Origin of the sequence: Treponema porcinum, from assembly GCF_900167145.1 — a bacterium.
GTDB lineage: Bacteria > Spirochaetota > Spirochaetia > Treponematales > Treponemataceae > Treponema_D > Treponema_D porcinum.
In genome coordinates, this window is sequence record NZ_FUWG01000012.1 from 82,037 (window position 1) to 105,792 (window position 23,756).

The following is a 23,756-nucleotide window of genomic DNA, read 5'->3' on the forward strand; positions in this document are numbered from 1 at the left end:
GTATTTCGATTTTACCCCACAAGCATACTTTATTACAAGTATAAACTGTACACCCTTACGCAATCTGTTTAATCAGGACAGGTAAAAAGAACCGTCCTTATTATATTTACGGAATATTTTGCATTCACCTTTATTCTTATATTTTATCATAAACAGCCCGAATGTCGAGTTCTGAAAATTATGCATTTTCCGCTCAACAGAATGAGTTTTTATTCCGAAAAACGAAATATGAAACAGATTCGTTTTTTGATTGCATCTGCACTTCTGCTTGCCGCACTTCCGTCTGCCTTTGCAAAAAAAGCGGTAATGATGGAAGAAAAAGACTTATATGAATACAACAATATCGTAAGTTCGCTGAACAGCATTTCTGCACCAAAAGTTACGGACAGATACATTATCTTCACGCAGAAAACAGGCGCACGGCATATCGGCATTGCATTTGACTACGAAAACTACAGGACAATCCATTCGTTCCAAAATCATACGAATAAAGACGTAGACGGAAAAACGACAAGTTCCCTTATGTTCTACATTCTTGAACGCCCGAAAGACCTTACGTCACTAAAATACAGGCTTATTATAGACGGACTGTGGACTTCTGACCCGGAAAACCCTGAATATACGTATGATTCTGCAACCGGAATATCGCTGTCATCTCTTTATTTAGGCGAACCGCTGCCGGAAATAACAGACATTACGGAAAGCGACTGCGTAAAATTCATCTACAACGGAACGCCGGGAAGTACAGTAAGGCTTGCAGGAACATTCACGAACTGGGATTCCTGGATTTATGAACTTACGGAAACAAAGCCGGGCTTTTACGAAATAGAAATTCCGCTTCCGGCAGGAAAATATTACTACAATTATTACATAGGAATGAAAGCTGTCGTGGACAAAACAAATCCAAACAGGGCATATACACCGGATGGACGAAGTACCTCTGTCCTCATTGTAGAATAAACAGATTCAAATTCCGCTTATAAAAAAAGCCCGGACGTCTGCCGCAGAATTACTGCAAGGCTTTCGCACCGGGCATTTTTATTTTTTCGGCTTTTTTATTATTTCAAAAGGTTTCCGAACTTGCTCATATCCATATTTCCGCCGAACTGGCTCATCATCTTTGCCTGAAGTCCCTTGTTACGGCTCACTTTTTTCATCATAAGCTTAGTTTTTTCAAACTGCTTGATAAGTTTGTTTACGTCCGCAACAGTCGTTCCGGAGCCTTTTGCAATGCGCTTTCGGCGGCTCGGTCCGATAATCAGATGATTTGCACGTTCCTTCTTTGTCATAGAAAGGATAATCGCTTCGTTTTTCTTCATACCGCTTGTATCAATCTGCTGGTTTGCCATTCCCGGAAGCATATCAATCAAAGACTGCATCGAACCCATTTTCTTAACCTGCTGGAACTGCATAAGCATATCTTCAAGAGTGAATTCGTTGCGCGCCATACGTTTCTGAAGGCGCTCTGCCTCTTCCTGATCAACATTTTCCTGCGCTTTTTCAACAAGGGAAACAACATCTCCCATACCAAGAATACGGCTTGCGATGCGATCCGGATGAAACACATCGAAATCTTCTGTCTTTTCACCCGTACCGATAAACAGAATAGGCTTCTGCGTAATTGTTTTTAAAGAAAGGGCAGCACCGCCGCGCGCATCAGAATCAAATTTCGTAAGGATAACGCCGGTAATGCCAAGCCGCTCGTCAAAAGTCTTTGCTATGTCAACGGCATTCTGACCAGTCATAGCATCTGCAACAAGCAGAACATCATCAGGACTGACGCACTTCTTGATTTTTACAAGTTCCGCCATCATATCTTCGTCAATCTGAAGACGACCGGCAGTATCAATAATCAGCGTATCATACTGATTTTTCCTTGCAAAAGAAAGCGCGCCTTCCGCATTCTTTACAGCATTTTTTAAATCTTCTTTATAGACCGGAACACCGATTTTCTCGCCAAGAACAGAAAGCTGCTCCACCGCAGCAGGACGCACTAAATCGCACGCTGCAAGAACAGGATTTCTTCCCTCTTTTTTAAGGCGCGCGGCAAGTTTATGTGCCGCAGTAGTTTTTCCTGCACCCTGCAAACCAAGCAAAAGGATAACGGACGTAGTATCCGGTCCTTTAAGTTTCAGCGACTGTTCTTCCTCGCCACCGAGCATTGCAACAATCTTATCGTAAATGATTTTTACGAACTGCTGTCCCGGATCAACTGCCTTGAGGACTTTTTCGCCCTTCGCTTCTTCTATTGTACTGTTTACAAAACGACGGACAACGCGCAGATTGACATCAGCTTCAAGCAATGCCATTTTTATCTGCTCTACAGTTTCCTCGATATTTTTTTCCGTTATAGTCGACTTTCCGCTTATAGTACGGATAATCGAATTAAATGTACCTGTTATTTTCTCAAGCATGGACTTTACCCTGAATCAAAAGCTCGTCCAGAAAATCAAGCGGACGGATTTCCTTATTCAAGATTCTGTACAAGCCGTCACAAATAGTAAGCTTTATATTCTTGCGTTCGCAGATTTCATGAACATATTTACAGGCAACCGCACCTTCCGGAAGGTAGCCGACTTTTCCGATATTTTCAATTAAATCATCAAGGTTACTAAATTTAGACAAAATATCGCTCTTGATGATATCTTGACCGAAACGCCTGTTGCGTCCGTACTTACTTTTGCACGTAACGTCAAGATCGCCCACACCTGAAATTGAAGTAAACGTTTCAGGATGAGTAGCGCCCATCGCCATTCCAAGAGTCTGAATTTCATTAAGACCTGCAGCCATAAGAAGAGACTCAGCATTATCTCCGAATGTCTGGGAATGTTCACTTACTGCATCAAGTGCACCATACACAACAGCGATGACGTTTTTTGCAGCGGCACAAATCTGAACACCGATAACGTCAAGGCTGGAATACACCATAAGTCCCGGAACTCTGAGAAGTTCGCGAACTTTTATTGAATTCTTAGGATTTTCAGAGGCAGCAATAAGTCCTGTAAGCTTACCCATTGCAACTTCCTCTGCGTGGCTTGGACCTGCCACATACACGGTATTTCCCTTATAAATTCCGGGAAGAACATTCTCAATCGTTTCAAGAATGAGTTTAGGTCCGTCAGCAGACGGTACAAAACCTTTTGTTAAGGAAGCAATTACTGTAGTACCGTCAGCAATATTCGGAACTGCCGTTATTTTTCTTATAGTACTTGCAAGAAACAAAGAAGGTGATGCAATAATCAGGAATTCCTTGCCTGTTGCAACTTCGATTATATCATTGGAAACAGTAAGATTTTCAGAAAGTTTATACCCTGGAAGATACCGTTTATTCTCATGTTCTTTATTGACGGATTCCTTTACTTCCGGCTCCAAAGCCCACATCTGAACTGTATGTCCGCCTCTGGCAAGCGCCTGTGCAAGACCAGTTCCCCACGCACCCCCGCCAAGAACTCCTACATTCTTAGATTCCATACAAAGCACCTTCTTTATTATTTTTTATATCCAGTCAGTCAGCGCATCGGCCCAGTCAAAAATCTCTGACTCATCAAAGAAAAGACCGATTTCACGGGCAGCATTCTCATCACTGTCTGAAGCGTGAATAATATTCATATTCGTGTGCATACAGTAATCACCGCGGATTGTTCCCGGCTGAGCCTCACTCGGCTTTGTAGCACCGACCATTTTTCTTACGATAGAAACGCAGTCATCACCCTGCCATACCATAGCTACAACAGGTGCAGACGTAATAAAATTAACTAAATCCTGAAAAAATGGCTTGTCAGAATGAACATCATAATGTTTTTTTGCAAGTTCATTATCAATCCGCATCATTTTTAAGCCGACCAGCTTCAGTCCTTTTTTCTCAAATCTGGCAATTATTTCGCCAACATGCCGGCGATTCAATACGCCTGGCTTAAACATAGTAAAACATCTTGTCATAGTTTTGTAATTATAACTGAATATAATACATATTTCAAGATTTCAACCCAAAGTGTCAGGCTGAATTGTAGGGGCAGATAATTCTTCCGTCAGACTTTGCCGCCGCACTCCAAAGTTTTCTGAACTGCCTTTATAACGTCATCAGGTGTAGAAGCACCTGCCGTAATTCCGACTGTCTGCATTGAAAAAAAACGCTCCGGGATTTCATCAGCCGTTTCTATCAGTTCAGCTTCTGCACAATGCTCTTTTGCCGTCTGAAGAAGCCGCTTTGTATTGGCAGAATTTTTTCCGCCCACAACAAGAACGCCGTCAACCTGCGGGCACAAACGCAAAAGTGCATCCTGCCGCTCCTTCGTTGCAGGGCAGATTGTATTCATCACAAGAACGCCGTTTATTCCTGAAGAAACTGTTTTTGAAATCCTCTCAAATTCAAGAGGACTGAACGTCGTCTGACTAAGAAGAACGGCTTTTTTTTCTCCGTCAAGAGTCCGAATGTAATCTTTTGCTTCCTCATCATTCTGCACAAGAACAAAAGAGTTTCCGGCATATCCTGCAATTCCCGTAACCTCGCCGTGATTTTTATCGCCGGCAAGAATTACCGTAAAATCTAGCGCAGCATATTTCCGGGCGTTTTTCTGGCTTGCCATAACGCGCGGACAGGTTGCGTTTATGATAATGCACTCTTTTTTTTCAAGACAATCGATAACCGAGGGTGCTACGCCGTGCGCGCGTATTATGACGACACTGCCGGGTTCAATACCAGAAATATCCTTTTCTTCAAGAATACCAAGTCCTTTTCCGGCAAGCAGTTCAAGCGCCGTGCGATTATGAATTAGCGGTCCGAGAGAAAACACCTGTCTGTCCGAATATTTTTCCAGGGCAGATTCAGCGCTTTCAACCGCCCTGCGGACTCCCATACAATAACCGAGCACATCAGCAAGAATGACTTTCATACCATAAACATATCATTTTTCAGAGCAAAAAAAAAGACTGCCCCGAAGATGCATTATAAAAACACATCAGCAGGCAGCCTTTATTTTCATCAAAACAGAACTAGACGCTTACTCCAGCACTCATATCAAGAACGCCTTTTTTCATTGCCTTTTCAGAATGATGAATTCCGAACTCCGGCTTCCATCCTCTGCGGAGCAACTGAATAAATCCGCCGGAAATAAAGATAGATGAATAACATCCGCTCAAAAGTCCGACAATCAACGCAAGCGCAAAATCCTTTATGCTTCCGGAAGTAAATATATACAGTGAAAGAACCGCAAACAGCGTCGTAACCGTAGTGATAATGGAACGTCCCAAAGTATCAGAAAGGGCTGAATCAATAAGCTCGCTGAATTTGGTAACTTTAATCGTATTAAGATTAAAACGTATACGGTCAAGTATAACGACTGTTGCATTTATGGAATAACCGATGATTGTAAGCACTGCGGCAAGAACCGTCGTGCTGAATTCCATCTGAGTCCAGACGATAAACGTAAACATAATGCACGTATCGTGAAGCAGAGCAACGACAGCACCAAGAGCAAAATCCCAGTGAAAGCGAATTGCAGCGTATCCCCAGATAAGTACGACTGTACAGAGAAGGAGGATAATTGACTTAGAAGCAAGGGTCTTTGAGAAACCTGCACCGATAAAGTCAGTTTTTACTACAGCAATGTCAGAAGCACCGAATTTTTCACCAAGTTTTGCAGAAACAGTTTTCTGAAGAACATCGCTCGAATCTTCATCAGTAGCCACCGGCATACGAATTTGAAAACTCGTAACTGAAGAACCAAGTTTTTTCACTGCAACACCGTGTACATCGGAAAGCGCATCCCGTACGTCATCAATCGTTACGTCAGCATTCTTTGCGTATATGTACAGCGGATCTTTTGAAAGCTGCGTAGAAACGGCTGAATTCAAGAACATATAGAAAGATTCTGCATCGCCGTGTGTGTTTACAACAGCCTTAACGCCGTCAACGGTATTCAATGCCGCCGCAATATCATTTACAGAAGGATATTCTGCATAAGCAAACACGGAAGTCTTGTTTTCTGCACCGATTCCGCTTACAACAACGGACAGGCTTTCCTTTGAAACATCAACAGTTGCATTTGCATTGCCGCTGTAAGAAACCGAAAGGGCTGGCGGCGCAATGCGTATTTCTTCTATAAGACCAGGCTTAAAATCAATGCCGAGATTTATTCCTTTTGTTACAAAACCAACAGCACCAAAAATAATAATCAGAGCGCTTATAACAGCACACGGAATAAAAGCCTTGCTAAAACCAATTACTTTTTTCATTTACAGCCCCCAACCAATGCTAACTTTTGTTGACTTGAACACATCCGTGTTGAAATCAAACATAAGGCGAGATACGAACAGCGCAGTGAATACAGAAGAAATAACACCGATTGCAAGCGTTACTGCAAAACCCTGAATAGAGCCTGTACCAAGCTGAGAAAGGAAGATTGCGGCAATGAATGTCGTAATGTTCGAGTCCATAATTGCCCAGAATGCATTGTCAAAACCTGTTGAAAGCGCAGCCTGACGGCTCTTTCCAAGAGCAAGTTCTTCTTTAATGCGCTCAAAGATAATAACGTTTGCGTCAACTGCCATACCGATTGTAAGAATCATACCGGCAATACTCGGCAATGAAAGAGTAAGGTTGAATGCAGAAAGAATACTGAACATAATGTACAGGTTCAGTACCTGAGCAACAACGGCATTTACTCCGGCACCTTTGTACCAGATAAGCATAAATACCATAATCGCAAGAAGACCTACGACAATAGCCTTTATACCCTGATGAATTGCCTGTTCGCCAAGAGAAGCGCCGATTACCTGCTGGCTTTCAACGCTTAAAGGAACGTTCAGCCAAGCAGTCTGAAGAACTTTCTGAAGATTCTGCGCTTCTTCAAGACCGAAGCCTGTGATGGCAACGCGTCCGCCGGTAATTGCATCGTTAATGCGGGCATAAGATTTTACTTTATTGTCACTTACAATAGCAAGGAATTCACCCTTATGAGCGCCGGTAAACGTACCGAAAATCTCTGCACCCTCAGTATCAAGAACAAAGTCAACTTCAGGGCGGTTTGTAAGATTGTCAGCACCCACTTCAGCAGATTTTATATGCTGTCCGTCAAGGGCAATCTCTTTTTTTACTACAAGATAACCGATTCTCTCGTCAAGACCGTAATCATCTTTTGTATAATGTCCCATAACTTCACAGTCTGCCGGAATAATTGAAGGATTTATCAAATCACCAAGCGCATTGAAAGTGCTTGCGGCGTGCTGCATATAATACTGATTGAATTTTTCAGTTGCTTCCGTATCAACAAGGCGGAAATTCAAGATTCCCTTTCCCATAATAATCGTGTTGATTGCATCAGCTTCGGCAGCACCAGGCATTTCAATATAGATGCGATCTTCACCCTGCTGGCGGATAACCGGTTCTGTAAGTCCGAACTTATCAATTCTGCCTGTAAGAGTTTCTACAGCCTGAGCCATTGCGCTTTTCTTGAACTGTTCCACATTAACGTCCGTTCCGGAAGCAACCTGAGAAGCAACAGCTGCATCAAGGTCAGCCTTTACGATAATGTTCATACCGCCAGAAAGGTCAAGACCAAGCTTAACAGAATTCTGATAGCGCTTTTTTGCCTTAAGGATATTGTCACGGTAATGACCGGAAATTTCGTCAAGAACTTCCTGTTCATTCTGATATGCACTCAGAACAGCTCCTACTGTCATAGGAGAAGGAACTTTCTCACCGGCTTTCTTGTACTGCTTTGCAGCTGCTTTTTCAAGCCAGGCAAACTGCGGATCTACGGCAGCAGAAGCATCTTCCTTTGCTGCAGCTTTTATGGCAAGCACATCAGAGGATGCCTGTGCCGTTGCATAATCCTTGATATTTTCCAGCGAGCCCAAAGCCAGAGCCTGTACTTCCTTTGGCGTTCCCCAATACCACGTTACGGATGGCCACAGGAATGCAAGACAGACAGCAAGAACTGCCAGAAGAATAAGAAAACGACTGCGTTTATTCATCTTGTTTTACCCCAGAGATTATTTTGATTCAGTTTCTGTTTTATCTGCGCCAGACGCACTTTCAGAATCTTTTTTATCTTTTTTTGCCTTGTCAGATTCTGCAGGCTTGTCTGTTTCAACTGCTGCAATGGCAGAACGGCTGAATTCTAATTTTGCATTGTCATCAACTTTTACAATAACAGTTTTTTCTTTTGTGGAAGACACTACTCCGTGTATTCCTCCGATAGTTACGACTTTGTCGCCTTTTTTAAGGGCAGCAATCATCTTCTCTGTTTCCTTCTGTTTCTTATTCTGCGGACGAATAAGAAAGAAGTAGAAAATCAAAATGATAAGAAGAAACGGAACAATCGTAGACAGGAACGAAGCTGTAGTTGATGCACTTGCAGCACTACCCGCCTGTTGTAAGAAAGAAATAAAAGACATATCGCAATCCTTTTTTTAGATGTTAAATTTATCTGATAAAATCAGTTCTAAAAGAATAACATACACTTCACAAAACCGTCAAGCAGAAAGTCAGCCATAACAATGGATACAGCGGCGGCACGGCGGAGCAATGAGTTTAATTTAAAAGAAGCGTAAGTTCGTCGTTCAGACGGTGGAATTCTTCATCGTTAGGATTAAGCGCAACAACCTGCTTAAGGTAATACTGCGCCTTGCGGTAATCTTTCTTGTCAAAATAAATCTGGTACAGGCGGAACAATGCGTCGCTGTTGCGCGGATTTGCAATAAGGCTTGAGCGCAGATCGGAAAGCGCGGCATTTTCGTCACCCTGCAAAAGACTGCGCCGGTAGTACAGAAAACTTTTCTGCCGGGAAGACGAATTCGGGAGCAGCTGGTTAATGAGTGAAAGCGCCTGAGCATCGCGGCCTGTTGCATCAAGCGTAATTATATACATCTGAATTACGTTTTCATCGGAACTTTTTTCTTTATAAAGCGGCGCAATCAAATTCCACGCTTCGTCTTTCTTTCCGACTTCAAGACAGATATTTACGTGGCGGAAAAGATTTTCGGGATCATCCTTATTCCTTGCAATAAGGGCGGAACTCAGTTCGTACGCCTTCTGGTAATTTTTTTTCTGAACAAAACCGTCCGCCGCATACTGAAGCGCAATTTCATTGTCCGGCTCTTTCTGAAGTACCGCATCAGCATATTCTTCGGCGGATTTTCCGGCGATTTTTGTATACGAAAGGCTTGCAAGCCGGGCGGCGAACAGCTGGACATCCTTGTCATCCGGATAAAGGCGAAGGGCATTTTCTATAGTAGAAACGGCCGCATTCAGATTTTTGCTCCAATCGTACTGAAGCTGCGTGCGGAGAAGAAGATACTCTTTCGCCGTCGTATCCTGTCTGGAGTACATATCAAGCAGCGATGCAACGCGGATATATTCTTTTTTTGCCATAAGAATTTTCGCGCGGAACAAAAGCGATTCCAGACTATTCGGCTCCTGTTGAAGGACGCGCGAAATATATTCCTCTGCGGCATTGAGGTTGTTCAGTGCATACGCCGTCTGCGCACAAAGTTTCAGAAGGCGGACGTCCACGGGATATTTTTCAAGGAGCTGGACGGCACATTCATAAGACTCGCGCATATTTCCGGCAAGGCTCTGGCATTCCGCAAATGACAGTAAAATCTGAAAACAGTCCGGCGCAAGATTTTTTGCAGAAGAAAGACAGGAAAGCGCCTGCTCCGGCATATTATTTTTCTGGTAGAGAAGCCCCAGCAGATACTGCGCAAGGACAGAATCTCCGCGCATTGAAAGTCCCTGCCGCAGGGCGTTTTCCGAATTCGTAAAGAACGGCGAAACGTCATCCGCCGTAGTTATTACAAGGGAAGGAAGTACAATCGTAAGGAAATCGACGTTTCCGGTACTCATATCATAGATGCCCTTCTGCGCCGACTGAATGGCACCCATATAAGGCGTAACGTCGGTGAATGACGGCGTTTCCCAGTCTACGTGTTCAGACGGATACACCATCTGCATAATGCTGGAGGCTACGGCAAGCAGCACTTTTTCGTTTTCAAGATAATCAACTTCTGACTTGCGCATTGCAGAAGCGGCGCGGCGCAATGATGACGGAGAACCAGTTTCCACATCGGCAAGGACAGTCTCTGAAACAGAAGAAAAATACGTATATTTTTTATTCTTTAATTCTTCCGTCCTGTCCGAAGAAATTGCCGTTTTTTCCTCTGCAACCACAGTAGGTTCTCTGTTTTTCCTGCTTTTCTTTTTAGAAGCCGGATAGACAGCTGAACTAAGCATACAAAAAACAGCTGAAATGAGAAAAATATATTTTATCGCCCTTTCGCTGCCTTTACTCACAAATCTTCACCGGAATCAAAATCCTGCGTTTCGTCTTCGTCTTTCTTTCCGGAAAGCTCCTCCGACAAATCATCAGGAAGAAAATCAAGAAGCGCCTTGCGCTTGCAGAAAAGTACAACAAGAATTACGCCGGTCAGTATAAGAATTACAGGAACAGACATAACTGCCATCTGCGCCAGCGACATCCGGATAATTCCCAGAGAAAACAAAAGAAAAATTACGCCCATAAAAAGGAAAATCGCTCCGGGTAAATCATACGGCAGGATAAGATGCCTGCCCTTCGTGCGTCCGGCAACAAAAAGGGAAATACCCGTAACAATCACAAGTACAGGCCAGTATTCCTTCATCGTCATATTGAATGCACCGCGCGAAACAAGAAGGCAGAAAAGTCCGTTCAGAACGAATGACATTCCGACAAACAGCTTGAACGGTGTTTTTGAAACTCCAAAGTAAATGTACAGAAAGACAAATCCTGCAAAACAGACCAGAAGCGGATACACGCTGAATGCGGCAGTTCCGATATTTCCGCCCGTAAATCCCACAAGGAACAGAAAACCGGCGAAGATAAAAAGCAGCCCGAACACGAGCATCATATTAAGAAATGTATCATTCGGCTTTTTCATACTAGTCCTCCAAAAAAATACCGGCAGCGACTGGCGTTCAGTTTTATAGAATACACTATTACAGCCCGTCTTGCCAATAACCAATGAACGTGATAAATTCAAAAAATGAGACAAAGAATAAAATTCCTTATATATATTCCTTTTATTTTCCTTTTTTCTTTCCTGATTTTCTCGTGCAGCCGCAAAAATTCCCAGTCCGTTGAAAATCAGGCAGAAATCAGCCGTACTCAGGCGGAACTGACCGCACTGCTTCAGAACACGGAGCTTGATTCCGTAAGCCGGTACGCAATCATAAACCAGATAGCCACAAACCTTATCGCAGTAAACGACCAGCAGGGACTTATTCTTTTTCTGACAGGATGGGTTGAAGAACATCCGGACGACATCTACAACGCCTACTGGCTTCTGATGACGGCATACGCCTATATGTCTTCCGGAGCAGAGCCTGTAGCAGAATATTACTTTGACAGAATTCTTCAGGGATATCAGGATCTGCTTGTAAAGGGAAATTCGGTTCACTTCATCTGCCTTCAAAACCTTATACAGATAAGCAAGACGCCGCGAAACAGAATAAGATACTTCAACGACCTTATAAACAGGTTTCCGGCAAACGTAAGTATTACTGAACTTTACCTGCGGCTTGCGCTTGAATACGAAAAGGAAAGCGAATGGAACGAAGCGCTCAAGGCGTATTCAATCTTCCTTGCACAGCCGGACGCTTCTACAATTCAGATTTCAGGAGAACCTAACGCATACAAAAAAGCGCGCCAGCTTGTAGGATTCAGCAATTCGCCGAAAGACTGGACTTTTGAAAGCCTTGACGCGCTTGAATCCGCAGTAAAGCGCGCAATCCAGAATTACGACTGGCGCTCGCTCGACAAATACAAGGCAAAAGTCAACTTTTTCTCTATGTCCTGGAAACAGGACGAAATGGATCCGAATGCGCAGGAAGAATTTTCTATGCGGAACTTTATGCGCGGAAACCGCGTGCGCTTTGCAAAGGAACTCGACTCTGACTCAAACTCAAACGAAGCATATCTACGAACCTGGGGCTGGAGCCAGTACGTTTCCGTATGGTATCTTTATTTCAGAAAAGTAAACTTTCCGCTTGACCCGGACATTCACGGAAACTGGGAATGGGCAGGAATATATATGGGAGAAAAGCTGTGAGTTTTTTCCGCAGAGCGATTTTTACACAAATCCTCCGCCGCCTCGCTTTTTTTTTCATTATTCCTGCGTTTCTGTCAGTGCCGCTGGGTGCAGAATCCGCGCCGTCAGCCGAAAACAAAACTGCCTCTTACAAACAGCTCGGCTTTTCCGGCGTTGACTCGCCGCGCGTAGTACAGCTGCGCGAAAAATACCAGACAACACAGTACAAATGGCTGTTCGGCATTCTTGACAACGCCGAACCGTACAGAATTTATGTCAGGAACGAAATTGAAAAGCGCGGACTCCCTCCCATCCTTGAGTATCTTCCGGTTGTAGAATCGAACTATATTCCGACTGCAAAATCCAAAAGCGGCGCTACAGGAATGTGGCAGTTTATGCTGAACAGCGTAAAACCGTTTCTGCACTGCGACGACTATATTGACGAGCGCCTTGACCCCTGGAAATCAACGCAGGCGGCGCTTTCAAAATTAAAGGAAAACTATGATGTGTTCGGTGACTGGCTGCTTGCAATCACCGCATACAACTGCGGAGCCGGCGCAATGCAGCGTGCCGTAAAAAAAGCCGGCAGCAGGGACTTCTGGTATCTTTCGGAAAACGGCTTTTTAAGCGCACAGGCAGCCGGTTACGTACCGAAACTTCTGGCGGTTGCAGACGCGGTGGAAAACGCCGGCTATTACGGAATACCGTTTCCGAGCGCGAGGGATGAAACCGGAAAGACAATTGATATGCGGGCAGGAGAATTCGACTATGTAACGGTGAAAAAATCTGTTTCTATACGCGCGCTTGCCCGGGAACTTCGCATTGATGAAGACGAACTTATCCGCCTGAACCTTGCGCTTGTCCAGGGATGTACGCCGCCGCACAAAGAATACAAAATCCGCCTTCCGGAAGGAATGAAAGCATCAGCCGAATATGCACTTCACAATTTAAACGACTGACCAGAGCAGTTTTTTCCATAAAAGTAATATAATAAAGTGCTATAAACGAATAAAAAATCCACCGATAATCAAATGAGCGTAATATAATGAAAAAAACAATTCTTTTTTTATCAGCATTCATTTTCTCCGCAAGGCTGTTCTCACAGGGCGCAGTCGAATCAAAAAGCAAAGTTGACTGGACAAAAAAAACGTTCACCGCATCGCTGTCGCTTGATATGAACAAGGCAGGACTTCAAATGCCTTCCGGAAAAAGTACCGCAGCCGGTCTTATAAAAATAAAAATGCCGGCACTCCTAAAAGATCCGGTTCTTTCACTTTTCGTAGATTCTGCGAATTATGTGGGAGATTTAATTGACGGCGGAACAATCACACTTGAGCAGATTACTAAAATAATCGAAAACGGCAGCCTTACGCCTGAAGTGTTTTATTCTGACGAAAAAACGCTCACGACGACAAACACAATCAATATGACTGCCATAAACAGCCAGCTTGTAAAGCACAAATATCCGTACCAGCCGGAAGAACCGGTAGACACCGTATCAACAAGAGCATACACAGGAATTATCATTGACGCACGAGGTGCCGTTCCTGTCCACGGAGAATACGTACAGAGCGAAGTCTACCCGTGCTTTTTTCCGCAGGTCTGGGACGAGCAGATGAACCTTATATATGAAAAAAACATTGTAGAAAGGGAAACTGCCGCGAAAAACGGAATAGTCGTTTATAATTATTCAGATGATTTTTCCCAGTATGAAAACAGGACAGGTGCAGACCCGCTGTACATAAAGGCATTCAAGGTATACGGACGAAACAGAACAGATCCTGTAATACGCCGTAAAGATGCACTTAAAATACTTGGAAACGAAGAAAACCGCCGCCTTCTTGCAGACGGAAAAGTGGTCATTCTGCTTGATAAAAAAAATCTTGTATACGACGTACAGACTGTAGAAAAAGACCCGGAATATTACGCGTCATACAGGACTGTAAAAAAATACATTTATGAAAACAAAGTCCCGGACATCAACGTAACTGACTCCCTTACAGGTATTCTTTTCAGCGTAGACTTGAAATTCATTCCGGATTCCCCGGAACTTCTTCCGCAGGAACGGCCGCGCATACGTCGAATTGCAGAAATGCTTACGGAAATCATCAGAAACAACGAATTTACAATTCTTGTAGAAGGACATACGGCTGATTTGGGAAAACCCGTAGGACAGATGAACCTTTCAATAGAAAGAACGCGCACCGTAATGAATGCGCTCATCGAAGAAGGAGTACCGCAGGAACTTTTCACCTATAAAGGATACGGAGCAACACGTCCGGTTGCAACAAACGCAACGGAAGAAGGACGTGCGCAAAACAGGCGCGTAGACATTACGGCACGTCCAAGGGCAACGTACATTCAGCGCGACTGGTAACAGTCTGCAAGAAAAAAAAGAATCTTTTTTATGCGAGGCATATATGACAGCAACAGAAATATGGAACGAAAAAATCGGAACACAGGTTGTAAAGGCACTTGAGGCAAACCGTTTTGAGGCATACTACTGCGCCACACGCAAGGAAGCAAAGCAGAAAATCCTGTCGCTTATTCCAAAAAGCGAAACGGTAAGCTGGGGCGGATGCCAGACTATGGAAGAACTTGGCATTATCGAAGAAATTAAAAACGGCGGATATTCCGTCATTGGCCGCGACACTGCAAAATCACCGGAAGAACGAACTGAACTTATGCGGAAAGCGCTCCTTTGCGGAACTTTTTTAAGCGGAACAAATGCAATTACGCAGGACGGACAGCTTCTGAACATAGACGGAAACGGTAACCGTGTTGCCGCAATCACATACGGTCCGAAAAACGTAATAATTGCCTGCGGAACGAATAAAATCGTGCGGAACATAGACGATGCGCTTGTACGCGTACGGACAGTTGCGGCACCGGTGAACGCACAGCGGTTTGACATAAAAACACCGTGTAAAATCACCGGAAAATGCGCAGACTGTAACAGCGCAGACTGCATCTGTAATGTATTTGTAACAACAAGACACTCAAAACCGGCGGGAAGAATTAAAGTCGTCATTGTAGGAGAAGCGCTGGGATTCTAGCCGCTCTCCCCCTCTCACAAAAAAATCCTAAACAAAAAAGGCATCCGCTTAAAGCAGATGCCTTTTTTACTTTTTCAGCAGCACAAACATGCCGCAGAAATTTTAATGACCGTATGTACTTATGAATACACCTGCCGCGATTGCAGTTCCGATAACACCGGCTACATTCGGTCCCATAGCGTGCATTAACAGGAAGTTCATCGGGTCATAGCTCTGTCCAACTTTATTGGAAACGCGTGCCGCCATAGGAACGGCAGAAACGCCTGCTGAACCGATAAGCGGATTGATTTTTTCCTTAAGAAACAGATTCATAAACTTAGCCATAAGAATACCGCCGGCAGAAGCAATGATAAAAGCCACAAGACCAAGGATGATAATTCCGATAGAGTTCATATTCAGAATTTTCTCCGGCGTCATCTGACTTCCTACTCCCAAAGAAAGCAGGATTGAAACGATATTCATAAGTTCGTTCTGAATAGTCTTTGAAAGACGCTCGACACAGCCGATTTCTTTTACGAAATTTCCGAAGGCAAGCATACCGATAAGCGGAGCAGCCGGCGGAAGGAACAGCAGCGTAACTACGAGAAGCAGAAGCGGGAACAACACTTTTTCTGCACGAGAAACTTCGCGCAGCTGTTTCATACGGATAAGACGTTCTTTGCGTGTAGTAAGCATTTTCATAATCGGCGGCTGAATCATCGGAACAAGCGCCATATATGAATAAGCGGCAACTGCAATTACAGCCATCATCTCCGGCGCAAGTTTTCCGGAAACGTAGATTGACGTAGGACCGTCTGCTCCGCCGATAATGGCAATGGCACACGCCTGAAGCATATTGTAATCAACGCCCGGAATAAGATTCATCAGCGCAACGCCGAACAGAGTAGCAAAAATACCAAGCTGTGCTGCACCGCCAAGAAGTGCCATCTTCGGATTTGCAATAAGCGGAGCAAAATCCGTCATAGCACCTATTCCCATAAAAATCAGCATAGGGAAGAATTCGTTTCCTACGCCGGCACTGTACAGAATGTGTAGCATACCGTGCGGAGCATCTCCCATTCCTGCGCCCGGAATATTTACAAGAATAGTTCCAAAACCGATTGGAATGAGAAGAAGAGGCTCAAATCCTTTTGCAGCACCAAGATATACAATCAGAAAGCCGATTGCAAGCATCAAAAGTTTCTGCCATCCTGGTACGATAACACCGCTGAACGGATCTTCTGCTTCCTGAGAAGCAATCGCCGCCTTTTCTGCTTCCGCAGCTTCTATTTCTTCCGGCGTTTCCGTATGAATCATTTTGTAGATACCGGTGTTTTTTCCGATATTCTTTATAAATTCACCGACAGAAATAGAAGGTACTTTTTCAGAACCTTTTACTATAGCAGTGTTCATCGTACGGAAAGAGGCAACTTCCGCTCCGTTGTCTGCAAAAGCCGTAGAACCGAACGAAATAACGGCAGCGGCAAGCAGAAACACAGCAGTCATAAGAAAAATCTTATTTTTATTTTTTGTATCGTTTAAAGTTTCCATTTTTCCAAACCTTACATTCAAAAGATATACCATACGAGTATGGTAAAAACGCATACCCGTTACTGAATCTCGGCAATTGCCTGACCAGAGGTAATCTGAGAACCTGTAGCTGCAAGGAAATGAACTTTTCCTGCACTTCCAGCCTTTATTTCAAGCTCCATTTTCATTGACTCAACGACGATTATAGTCGTATCTGCAGAAACTGAAGCACCTTCGCTGACCTCATAGCGAAGAAGCGTTCCTGCAACAGGAGCATTAACCGGTTTTCCGCCTGAAGCTGCGGCAGGAGTCGCCGGTGCTGCTTTTGGTGCAGCACTTGCAGCTGGTGCAGGAGCTGCCGGAGCAGCAGCTGTACCGCCGATGACAGCAAGTTTCTGTCCGTTGGAAACCTGTGAACCAGTCTGGGCTGTGAAAGTAATAGTTCCGTCACACGGAGCTTTTACTTCAAGTTCCATTTTCATTGACTCAAGAACGATGACAGTCTGACCTTTTGATACAGATGCGCCGTTATCAACTGCATAGCGAAGGAGCGTTCCTGCAACAGGAGCATTAACGTCTTCTCCGCCAGTAACAGCAGGTGCTGCACTTGCGGCCGGTGCTGAGGCAGGAGCACTTCCTGCTGCCCCGAACGTTACGTTATAGGCAGTACCGTTTACGTGTACGCTCATAGAATCTCCAGCAGGACCGGAAGTTACGTTATAGGCAGTACCGTTTACAGTTACGGTGTATGAGCCGCCCTTTCCGCCGGAAGAAGATTTAGGCGCTTCTTTTATGCCGAATGCTTCTTTTGCATCAACAGGACCGTTTGCACGTTCCTTAAAGAATTTTGGAGCAACTTTCGGGAACATTGCATAAGTGAGAGTATCTTCATCAGAACCGTCACCGCCGTTCTCCTTAGCTTCCTTAACCATTTTATCCCACTCCGGCTCAAGAAGATCAGCCGGGCGGCAAGTAACAGCCTTTTCCATTTTATTCTGTTCAAGAGCTTTCTTTACAAGATCAGCATTAGGTTCAGCAGGAAGTTTTCCGTATTTTCCGACAAGCAGATCACGGAATTCACCTGTCATACGCTCGTAGCGGCCGAACAGTACGTTGAATACAGCCTGAGTTCCGACAATCTGTGAAGTCGGAGTTACAAGCGGAACATAGCCGACGTCTTTCTGTACGACAGGAAGTTCCTTGAGAACGTCATCCATTTTGTCTGCTGCCCCCTGCTGTTTCAGCTGGCTTTCAAGGTTAGAGAGCATTCCGCCTGGAACCTGAGAAAGGAGAATGCGCGTATCAGCCCCAAGGAATTTTGATTCAAGTGAGGCATAATGCGTACGAACTTCACGGAAATAAGCAGCAATCTCAAGAAGAGCTTTTGTATCAAGACCTGTATCGTATTTTGAACCTTTGAGCATTTCTACGATTGTTTCTGTAGGGGAATGAGATGTACCCATAGACATAGAAGAAATTGCAGTATCAAGAATATCTGCACCTGCCTCAACTGCCTTAAGTTCCGTTGCTACGGAAAGACCTGTAGTTGCGTGTGAATGAATTTCTATAGGAAGGTCTACAGCCTTTTTGATTGCAGTAACAAGTTCGAATGCATCATACGGCTTAAGAAGACCAGACATATCTTTTATACAGATTGAATCAGCGCCGAATTCAGCATAAGTCTTTGCAAGTTCTGCATATTTTTCAACAGTGTGATATGGAGTAACGGCATAGGAAATTGCCATCTGAACGTGTTTTCCAGTTTTTTTAGCGGCTTTTGTAGCACGCTCAAGATTGCGCGGATCGTTGCACGCATCAAAAATACGGAACACGTCAATACCGTTCTTTGCAGCTGTTTCTACGAATTTATCAACAACATCGTCTGCATAATGACGATAGCCAAGAAGATTCTGACCGCGAAGAAGCATCATAATCTTGCTGTTCGGCATTGCAGAATGAAGTTTGCGAAGGCGCTCCCACGGATCTTCATTCAAAAACCGGATGCACGAATCATAAGTTGCACCGCCCCATCCTTCAATAAATTTATATCCGATTTTATCAAGCATCGGACAGGCAGGAAGCATATCTGCCGTAGTCATACGTGTTGCGTGAAGTGACTGATGAGCGTCACGGATTGCAAGTTCGGAAATTCCAACTTTAGACATAAAATGTACCTCTTAAAACGTTTATCAAACAGATTCTTTTTCGCGGATTGCAGCAGCAATCGCAGCAACGATGGCTTTTGCATCCGCAGCAGGAGCTGCCGCAGAAACCGCAGTTGCAGCCGGAGCAGCAGCCGGCGCTTTCTTTACAGTTGCCTTTGAATCACCCTTATCAAGTTTTAATGCATGAACAAGTACCTGAAGCAGTTTCATACAGAAAATCAAAATAATAATGAAAGCAAAAACAACACCCAGTCCAAGCAAAGTCAGAAGTCCGCTTTGCCCGAGCATTTCCGATATTGTCATATAACCTCCATGGTTTTTTAACATAAGGAACAGACATTCTTTAAAACAGCTCTAAACAAAATTTCAAAAAATGTCAGCAAGTTTAGTATAAAAGAATGGAAAAATATTTTCAATGATTACAAGCATTATTCAATACAGTTTACGGCATATTTTATTTTGTGTTATACTGATTCCATGGTTATGATTTTTCTCGGGATAACAACACCCCTTTTCTTCATCGATGTAATTCTTGTACTTATTGGCTGCAAAAAAAATATTTACAGCCTTACAAAATACGCAAAGCCGTTCAGCTGTCCTCTGATACTTACCGAATGCATTCTTGTACTTACACCGCTTCTTCCAGATTCAAAAAACATTATGCTTATGCTTTCAATATCGCTTGCATGCAGTACGGCAGGTTCAATTCTGGCAGATTACATTACAAAAAGAATATGCATTCTTGCAGGAGCGGCGACTTTTACGGCAGCCGGCGCCTGTTTTCTCGTCCTGCTCCACCCTTCTTTCTACCTGTGTCCTGTTCCGGTATGGCTTTCTGCCCTGACGGCAGCCGGTCTCGCAGCGGCGGACATTTTCACTATCCTGCACTTTTTCAGGAAAGAAGACATTGTTCTTTCAGTCATTACCGCCGCATGCTTCACCGTACTGTATGCGTTTCTTGAGACAGCAGTCGTTACGGCAGCCGGCTCATTCCGCCTGTATTCACTGCTGCTTCTTTCCGGAGCGGTACTTTCTCTGCCACCGGCAATCTGGACGGCAGAACGGATGACTCATACGGACAAAAAAAACAAGCAGTTTGAAACAATGCTGCTTTTTGCACTGTCCGAACTGCTTGTCTCTGCAGGTTTCTGCTGTATGATTTTGATTTAGCGGAAAAAGCGGAAAAACTAGAACAAATCGCTCATTCCGTAAAGCCGCCCTTTTACAAGATTTCCGTTTTTTACGCCGTTGCACAGCCTTTCAAGTGCGTGAACGGCACCCATTGCAAAACCCGCGCGGCTTCTTGCGCGGTGAGTAATTTCTATAGTATCGGCGGCACTGTCAAAGAATACAGTATGCGTTCCAGGAACTGCTCCGCAGCGCGTTGAAGAAACGTGAAGCTGCTCCGGCTTTGGCTTTTCGTGGAATTCCTCCGTTACAATTTCCGTCTTGCGACCTGTATTTGCAAGAATATGTTTTGCAATTTCAAGAGCAGTGCCGGACGGACTGTCCGCCTTCTGATTGTGGTGCATTTCCCACGTAGAAATATCGTACTCGGAAAACGGCTCCATAATCTTTACAGCTTCATCAATAATCTTGTAGAGCATATTCACGCCGATAGAAAAATTGGAGGACGTCATAATCGTTCCGCCGCATGAAGCGGCAAAATCCGAAACTTCCTGATGCCTGTCATTCCATCCTGTCGTTCCAACTACAACAGGAATTCCAAGCGGAAGCAGAGCCTTGATATTACCCATTACCGCAGACGGATGGCTGAACTCTATAATTCCTTCCGCTCCGCTGCTTTTTACCGCACGCGCAACTGCCTCGTAATCTCCGGCAGGAACTTTTGCAGAAGCATCATCTGCGACAACATCTACAGTTACGGCAATTTCATGACCGCATGAGCGCGCACACTCTGCAATCATATGCCCCATTTTTCCATATCCAACAAGTGCTATTTTCATTTTTTCTCCAATATCATAAACAATAATAGTTTCATCCCGCCGTCAGCCGAAATAGGCTTTGTGCAGAATGGTAACTGTCCTGTCCGCCTCGTCTTCGTCAACAAGAACGGAAATATTTACTTTTGATGCCCCCTGACTTATCATCTGGACGTTTATTCCCTCGTCTGCAAGTGCGTCAAATCCGCTTGCAAGAATGGCGCTTGAATGCGCGGCATCGCAGACAATCGTTACAATCGCCTTTCCCGTGCGCACGTTTACGTCGGCAACGTTCTTCAGGTCAGCAATGAGTCCGCTCAAATCTGCCTTTGTGTTCACCGTACAGGACACTGACACTTCGGAAGTTGCAATCACGTCTATGCTTACGTTCCATTTCAAGAACTGATTAAAAATGTGCGCAAGAAATCCTGCCGCACCAAGCATGCGTGTAGAAACAATATCAAAAATGCTCACGTGCTTTACAGAGGTAATTGCGCACACAGGCGGAACTTTACCAGAATGCTTTTCAACGATGATAGAGCCGGGACTTTCTATATTATAGGAATTTTTTACGCGGACAGGCGTTCCGCTTTTACGGACAGGAAGCATTGAGCGCGGGTGAAGAACCTGAGCTCCGAACATGGCAAGTTCCTGCGCTTCCTCATACGTTACTTCCGGAACAGGTTTTGCATCCTTTACAAGGCGCGGATCGGCAGTCATAATGCCGTCAACGTCTTTCCATGTCTGGACTTCATCAACGGAAAGCGCCGCACCAATCATCGTTGCCGTAAGGTCACTTCCGCCGCGTCCAAGAGTCGTAATGTTTCCGGCAGCGTCTTTTGCTATAAAGCCGGTAACAATCGGAATTGCATCGTCCGTTCCGTTTTTGTATCCGTCAAGATGAGAAGGAATAGTATTCCACACATCATCAAGCAGTTCTGCCGACATATAATGAGAATCGCTTATAAAACCTACGTCCCAGGCATCGTAGAATTTTGCAGGAATCCCAATACTGTTCAGGTATGCAGCCATCATACGAACGGACATCCGCTCGCCGAATGAAACAAGATAGTCACGCGAACGTTTGCTGATTTCCTTAAGCATTGAAATTCCTGTAAGAAGCTGCTTCAGTTCGTCAAGAAGAAGCTGCACCGTCTGAATGTCTATTCCAAGTTCGCGTGCAGTATCTTCGTGAAGCTGCGCAACGCCAGCCACGTCCACAATACCAGAAACGGCTTTGTCTGCCGCCTCAAGAAGATGATCAGTCGTATCTCCCATTGCAGAAAGGACTACAACAGGACGTTTTTCCCGATACGCTTTAATAATAGAAGCAACATGCTTTATTCTGTCTGCATTGGCCACCGAAGAGCCGCCGAATTTCATAACTATCATATCTAAAGAATATACATTTTATTGCATATTTATTCAATCTTGTATAAACATCACGCAATGTAAAAAAAACTTGAGAAGCCGTATAAAATTTATTATTTTATACGCATAAGAGAAGTGTGAAAAAAAATGATTGAAACGCGACAAAGCTTACAGCACTGACTTTTATGAAAGGAAAAATATGGAAGCAAAATTAACCTTAAAGCTTAATAACGATTCAATTTCTCGTGCTAAAGAATATGTTTCTAAAATTGGAACTTCACTTTCTGCAATTGTAGAAAACTTTTTCGACAATCTTACTGTTAATAACAATAAATCAGAATTTTCTTACAGCCCTTTGGTAAATGAACTTTCGGGCATAATTCATCTTGAAGAAAATTATGATTATAAATCCGATTACACTTCTTATCTGGATAAAAAATATGAATAAAGTTTTTGTCGATACGGATGTGATTCTGGATTTACTTGCCGGTCGCCTTCCGAATTTTCATTTTTCTGCGGTGCTTTTTACTTTTGCCGAAATGAAAAAACTGGAACTTTACACAACTCCTCTGATTCTGGCAAATACTTTTTATATTCTTCGAAAACAGCTTGGAAACGCTTCTGCAAAAATGCAGTCCGAAAACTGCGTATTCTTTTGCATGTAATTTATTCTACAGAAAGCGTCATCGACAAGGCCTTAAACTCTGACTTTCCAGATTTTGAAGATGCAATTCAATATTACACGGCTTTGGAATATCAAATTCCTGTCATTTTAACCAGAAACATTCGGGATTATAAAAAGGCATCTATTGTTGTACAAACGCCGGAAAGTTACTTGGTTACGAAAAAGTTAATTTAAAACAAAAATTTTGAACTGCATTGTTGAAAGATTATTACAAAAGCTGACAAAACTATGCTGAAATCGCGCTATGCAAATATGAAACAAATTCTGTAACAGGAACTCTTCCTGTGCAAATCTTCCACCACAAAAATGCAATCTTACTCGTTATAAAAAAGGTGATGTTCTTATTGCAAATATTCGTCCATATTTACGAAAGATTTGGTTTGCTAATTCTGATGGTGGATGTTCTGCTGATGTTTTGGTATTTCATGCAAAGGAAAATCATACTTCTGTATCATACATGATATACTTATTCGTAGTAATATATAGTTACTAGGAGGAATAAGCTATGGTTTCAAAATGTAAATATTGTGGTTCTACAAGTTACGGTAGTGGATGTATGAAAAGTCCAACTAAAAAACATGAACATATTGATGATGAAAAACACTGCGTTTTCTGTGGATTAACTTCTTATGGTTCTGGTTGTATGTGTAATGCCTAACCGCAACTTGGACTAAAACAGCAAAGCTAATAAGGTGTATAATACAAAGGAAGGACACCTTATGGGAAGAACGCGAAGAACTTTTACGGCAGAAGAAAAATTGAAAGTTGTGATGGCTGTTATTCAGGATGGAAAAGCGGTCAGCGATGTTGCAAAGGAAAACAACATTCATCCAAACATGATCCTGAACTGGAAGAAAGAATTCTTGGAAAATGCGGCAATGATATTCAACCGTACCAGACCGGACATTACAGAAAAAGCCCAGCAGAAGAAAATCGATGAACTTGAAGCAAAACTTCAAAA

At 43.7% G+C, this 23,756-nt stretch carries 23 protein-coding genes and 1 pseudogene; 10 read left to right on the top strand and 14 right to left on the bottom strand.

Annotated elements, in window-relative coordinates; genetic code table 11:
* The first annotated feature begins 228 nt into the window (after nt 1–228).
* Nucleotides 229–960 carry a glycogen-binding domain-containing protein gene (locus B5D55_RS08540; RefSeq protein ID WP_234975414.1) on the top strand — a complete coding sequence of 244 codons (732 nt, stop codon included), beginning with the start codon at nt 229–231 and terminating at the stop codon, nt 958–960.
* Nucleotides 961–1,058: 98 nt separating this feature from the next.
* Here the strand turns inward: B5D55_RS08540 and ffh are convergent, their stop codons facing one another.
* The 9 genes from ffh to B5D55_RS08585 all read right to left on the bottom strand — a co-directional run bounded on the left by ffh (nt 1,059) and on the right by B5D55_RS08585 (nt 10,917).
* Entirely contained in the window at nt 1,059–2,414 is a 1,356-nt protein-coding gene (gene ffh, locus B5D55_RS08545; protein ID WP_078933586.1) for a signal recognition particle protein, read from the bottom strand.
* On the bottom strand, nt 2,407–3,471 hold the full coding sequence (locus B5D55_RS08550; RefSeq protein WP_078933587.1) for an NAD(P)H-dependent glycerol-3-phosphate dehydrogenase: 1,065 nt from the start codon (nt 3,469–3,471) through the stop codon (nt 2,407–2,409). The genes ffh and B5D55_RS08550 overlap by 8 nt, the downstream gene beginning before the upstream one ends.
* Nucleotides 3,472–3,495: 24 nt before the next feature.
* Nucleotides 3,496–3,939 carry a nucleoside-diphosphate kinase gene (gene ndk, locus B5D55_RS08555; RefSeq protein WP_078933589.1) on the bottom strand — a complete coding sequence of 148 codons (444 nt, stop codon included), beginning with the start codon at nt 3,937–3,939 and terminating at the stop codon, nt 3,496–3,498.
* Between the two features lie 89 nt (nt 3,940–4,028).
* The gene (gene ispH / locus B5D55_RS08560; protein WP_078933591.1) at nt 4,029–4,892 is read right to left on the bottom strand and encodes a 4-hydroxy-3-methylbut-2-enyl diphosphate reductase; all 864 of its coding nucleotides are present in this window, start codon (nt 4,890–4,892) and stop codon (nt 4,029–4,031) included.
* 100 nt (nt 4,893–4,992) lie between these two features.
* The gene (secF, locus tag B5D55_RS08565; RefSeq protein WP_078933593.1) at nt 4,993–6,234 is read right to left on the bottom strand and encodes a protein translocase subunit SecF; all 1,242 of its coding nucleotides are present in this window, start codon (nt 6,232–6,234) and stop codon (nt 4,993–4,995) included.
* Nucleotides 6,235–7,974, bottom strand: a complete 1,740-nt coding sequence (gene secD, locus B5D55_RS08570; protein WP_078933594.1) for a protein translocase subunit SecD — start codon at nt 7,972–7,974, stop codon at nt 6,235–6,237.
* A gap of 18 nt (nt 7,975–7,992) precedes the next feature.
* A complete protein-coding gene (yajC, locus tag B5D55_RS08575; RefSeq protein WP_078933595.1) occupies nt 7,993–8,397 on the bottom strand; it encodes a preprotein translocase subunit YajC in 405 nt (134 codons plus the stop codon).
* Between the two features lie 136 nt (nt 8,398–8,533).
* Nucleotides 8,534–10,234: a tetratricopeptide repeat protein gene (locus B5D55_RS08580; protein WP_143593295.1), complete on the bottom strand. Its 1,701-nt coding sequence runs from the start codon at nt 10,232–10,234 to the stop codon at nt 8,534–8,536.
* Nucleotides 10,235–10,290: 56 nt separating this feature from the next.
* Nucleotides 10,291–10,917 carry a LiaI-LiaF-like domain-containing protein gene (locus B5D55_RS08585; RefSeq protein WP_078933597.1) on the bottom strand — a complete coding sequence of 209 codons (627 nt, stop codon included), beginning with the start codon at nt 10,915–10,917 and terminating at the stop codon, nt 10,291–10,293.
* A gap of 105 nt (nt 10,918–11,022) precedes the next feature.
* Here B5D55_RS08585 and B5D55_RS08590 point away from each other — a divergent pair, with 105 nt between their 5' ends.
* The 4 genes from B5D55_RS08590 (at nt 11,023) to B5D55_RS08605 (ending at nt 15,122) form a co-directional block, all read left to right on the top strand.
* Nucleotides 11,023–12,087 (top strand): tetratricopeptide repeat protein, encoded by a 1,065-nt coding sequence (locus tag B5D55_RS08590; protein WP_078933598.1) that lies wholly within the window; start codon nt 11,023–11,025, stop codon nt 12,085–12,087.
* On the top strand, nt 12,084–13,025 hold the full coding sequence (locus tag B5D55_RS08595; RefSeq protein WP_159446195.1) for a lytic transglycosylase domain-containing protein: 942 nt from the start codon (nt 12,084–12,086) through the stop codon (nt 13,023–13,025). Before B5D55_RS08590 ends, B5D55_RS08595 begins: the two co-directional genes overlap by 4 nt.
* 86 nt (nt 13,026–13,111) lie before the next feature.
* The gene (locus B5D55_RS08600; RefSeq protein ID WP_143593297.1) at nt 13,112–14,443 is read left to right on the top strand and encodes an OmpA family protein; all 1,332 of its coding nucleotides are present in this window, start codon (nt 13,112–13,114) and stop codon (nt 14,441–14,443) included.
* Nucleotides 14,444–14,486: 43 nt separating this feature from the next.
* Nucleotides 14,487–15,122, top strand: a complete 636-nt coding sequence (locus tag B5D55_RS08605) for a lactate utilization protein (protein WP_078933601.1) — start codon at nt 14,487–14,489, stop codon at nt 15,120–15,122.
* Nucleotides 15,123–15,224: 102 nt separating this feature from the next.
* On the opposite strand, the gene B5D55_RS08610 is transcribed toward B5D55_RS08605, so the two are convergent.
* From B5D55_RS08610 to B5D55_RS08620, 3 genes are read right to left on the bottom strand one after another with little or no spacing between them, the layout of a single operon-like run.
* Nucleotides 15,225–16,652, bottom strand: coding sequence for a sodium ion-translocating decarboxylase subunit beta (locus B5D55_RS08610; protein WP_078933616.1), 1,428 nt, complete (start codon nt 16,650–16,652; stop codon nt 15,225–15,227).
* A 59-nt stretch (nt 16,653–16,711) separates the two neighbouring features.
* A complete protein-coding gene (gene oadA / locus B5D55_RS08615) occupies nt 16,712–18,796 on the bottom strand; it encodes a sodium-extruding oxaloacetate decarboxylase subunit alpha (protein WP_078933602.1) in 2,085 nt (694 codons plus the stop codon).
* A gap of 24 nt (nt 18,797–18,820) precedes the next feature.
* On the bottom strand, nt 18,821–19,099 hold the full coding sequence (locus tag B5D55_RS08620; RefSeq protein WP_078933603.1) for an OadG family transporter subunit: 279 nt from the start codon (nt 19,097–19,099) through the stop codon (nt 18,821–18,823).
* A 174-nt stretch (nt 19,100–19,273) separates the two neighbouring features.
* On the opposite strand from B5D55_RS08620, the gene B5D55_RS08625 reads away from it, so the two are divergent.
* Nucleotides 19,274–19,966, top strand: coding sequence for a hypothetical protein (locus B5D55_RS08625; RefSeq protein ID WP_078933604.1), 693 nt, complete (start codon nt 19,274–19,276; stop codon nt 19,964–19,966).
* Nucleotides 19,967–19,983: 17 nt separating this feature from the next.
* Here B5D55_RS08625 and dapB read toward each other — a convergent pair whose 3' ends face one another.
* Nucleotides 19,984–20,763 carry a 4-hydroxy-tetrahydrodipicolinate reductase gene (gene dapB / locus B5D55_RS08630; RefSeq protein ID WP_078933605.1) on the bottom strand — a complete coding sequence of 260 codons (780 nt, stop codon included), beginning with the start codon at nt 20,761–20,763 and terminating at the stop codon, nt 19,984–19,986.
* A gap of 42 nt (nt 20,764–20,805) precedes the next feature.
* Entirely contained in the window at nt 20,806–22,131 is a 1,326-nt protein-coding gene (locus tag B5D55_RS08635; RefSeq protein WP_078933606.1) for an aspartate kinase, read from the bottom strand.
* Between the two features lie 178 nt (nt 22,132–22,309).
* Between B5D55_RS08635 and B5D55_RS08640 the strand changes: the two genes are divergently transcribed.
* The 4 genes and pseudogenes from B5D55_RS08640 to B5D55_RS08650 form a co-directional block, all read left to right on the top strand.
* On the top strand, nt 22,310–22,558 hold the full coding sequence (locus tag B5D55_RS08640) for a DUF6364 family protein (RefSeq protein ID WP_078933617.1): 249 nt from the start codon (nt 22,310–22,312) through the stop codon (nt 22,556–22,558).
* A pseudogene (locus B5D55_RS12070) lies at nt 22,551–22,969 on the top strand (type II toxin-antitoxin system VapC family toxin). The gene B5D55_RS08640 and the pseudogene B5D55_RS12070 overlap by 8 nt, the downstream one beginning before the upstream one ends.
* Nucleotides 22,970–23,300: 331 nt before the next feature.
* Complete coding sequence (locus B5D55_RS11620) at nt 23,301–23,453, top strand: hypothetical protein (RefSeq protein ID WP_159446196.1); 153 nt, start codon at nt 23,301–23,303, stop codon at nt 23,451–23,453.
* A 61-nt stretch (nt 23,454–23,514) separates the two neighbouring features.
* A partial coding sequence (locus B5D55_RS08650) for a transposase (RefSeq protein WP_143593299.1) occupies nt 23,515–23,756 on the top strand: 242 nt, incomplete at its 3' end.

Bases quoted from the DNA above. Each gene is read 5' to 3' on its own strand.
- secF (WP_078933593.1), bottom strand. From the start codon at position 6,234: ATGAAAAAAGTAATTGGTTTTAGCAAGGCTTTTATTCCGTGTGCTGTT.
- B5D55_RS08540 (WP_234975414.1), top strand. From the start codon at position 229: ATGAAACAGATTCGTTTTTTGATTGCATCTGCACTTCTGCTTGCCGCA.
- ndk (WP_078933589.1), bottom strand. From the start codon at position 3,939: ATGACAAGATGTTTTACTATGTTTAAGCCAGGCGTATTGAATCGCCGG.
- B5D55_RS08590 (WP_078933598.1), top strand. From the start codon at position 11,023: ATGAGACAAAGAATAAAATTCCTTATATATATTCCTTTTATTTTCCTT.
- yajC (WP_078933595.1), bottom strand. From the start codon at position 8,397: ATGTCTTTTATTTCTTTCTTACAACAGGCGGGTAGTGCTGCAAGTGCA.
- B5D55_RS08625 (WP_078933604.1), top strand. From the start codon at position 19,274: ATGGTTATGATTTTTCTCGGGATAACAACACCCCTTTTCTTCATCGAT.
- ffh (WP_078933586.1), bottom strand. From the start codon at position 2,414: ATGCTTGAGAAAATAACAGGTACATTTAATTCGATTATCCGTACTATA.
- secD (WP_078933594.1), bottom strand. From the start codon at position 7,974: ATGAATAAACGCAGTCGTTTTCTTATTCTTCTGGCAGTTCTTGCTGTC.
- B5D55_RS08620 (WP_078933603.1), bottom strand. From the start codon at position 19,099: ATGACAATATCGGAAATGCTCGGGCAAAGCGGACTTCTGACTTTGCTT.
- oadA (WP_078933602.1), bottom strand. From the start codon at position 18,796: ATGTCTAAAGTTGGAATTTCCGAACTTGCAATCCGTGACGCTCATCAG.
- B5D55_RS08640 (WP_078933617.1), top strand. From the start codon at position 22,310: ATGGAAGCAAAATTAACCTTAAAGCTTAATAACGATTCAATTTCTCGT.
- dapB (WP_078933605.1), bottom strand. From the start codon at position 20,763: ATGAAAATAGCACTTGTTGGATATGGAAAAATGGGGCATATGATTGCA.
- B5D55_RS08580 (WP_143593295.1), bottom strand. From the start codon at position 10,234: ATGCTTAGTTCAGCTGTCTATCCGGCTTCTAAAAAGAAAAGCAGGAAA.
- B5D55_RS08635 (WP_078933606.1), bottom strand. From the start codon at position 22,131: ATGATAGTTATGAAATTCGGCGGCTCTTCGGTGGCCAATGCAGACAGA.
- B5D55_RS08600 (WP_143593297.1), top strand. From the start codon at position 13,112: ATGAAAAAAACAATTCTTTTTTTATCAGCATTCATTTTCTCCGCAAGG.
- B5D55_RS08550 (WP_078933587.1), bottom strand. From the start codon at position 3,471: ATGGAATCTAAGAATGTAGGAGTTCTTGGCGGGGGTGCGTGGGGAACT.
- B5D55_RS08610 (WP_078933616.1), bottom strand. From the start codon at position 16,652: ATGGAAACTTTAAACGATACAAAAAATAAAAATAAGATTTTTCTTATG.
- ispH (WP_078933591.1), bottom strand. From the start codon at position 4,892: ATGAAAGTCATTCTTGCTGATGTGCTCGGTTATTGTATGGGAGTCCGC.
- B5D55_RS08605 (WP_078933601.1), top strand. From the start codon at position 14,487: ATGACAGCAACAGAAATATGGAACGAAAAAATCGGAACACAGGTTGTA.
- B5D55_RS11620 (WP_159446196.1), top strand. From the start codon at position 23,301: ATGGTTTCAAAATGTAAATATTGTGGTTCTACAAGTTACGGTAGTGGA.
- B5D55_RS08585 (WP_078933597.1), bottom strand. From the start codon at position 10,917: ATGAAAAAGCCGAATGATACATTTCTTAATATGATGCTCGTGTTCGGG.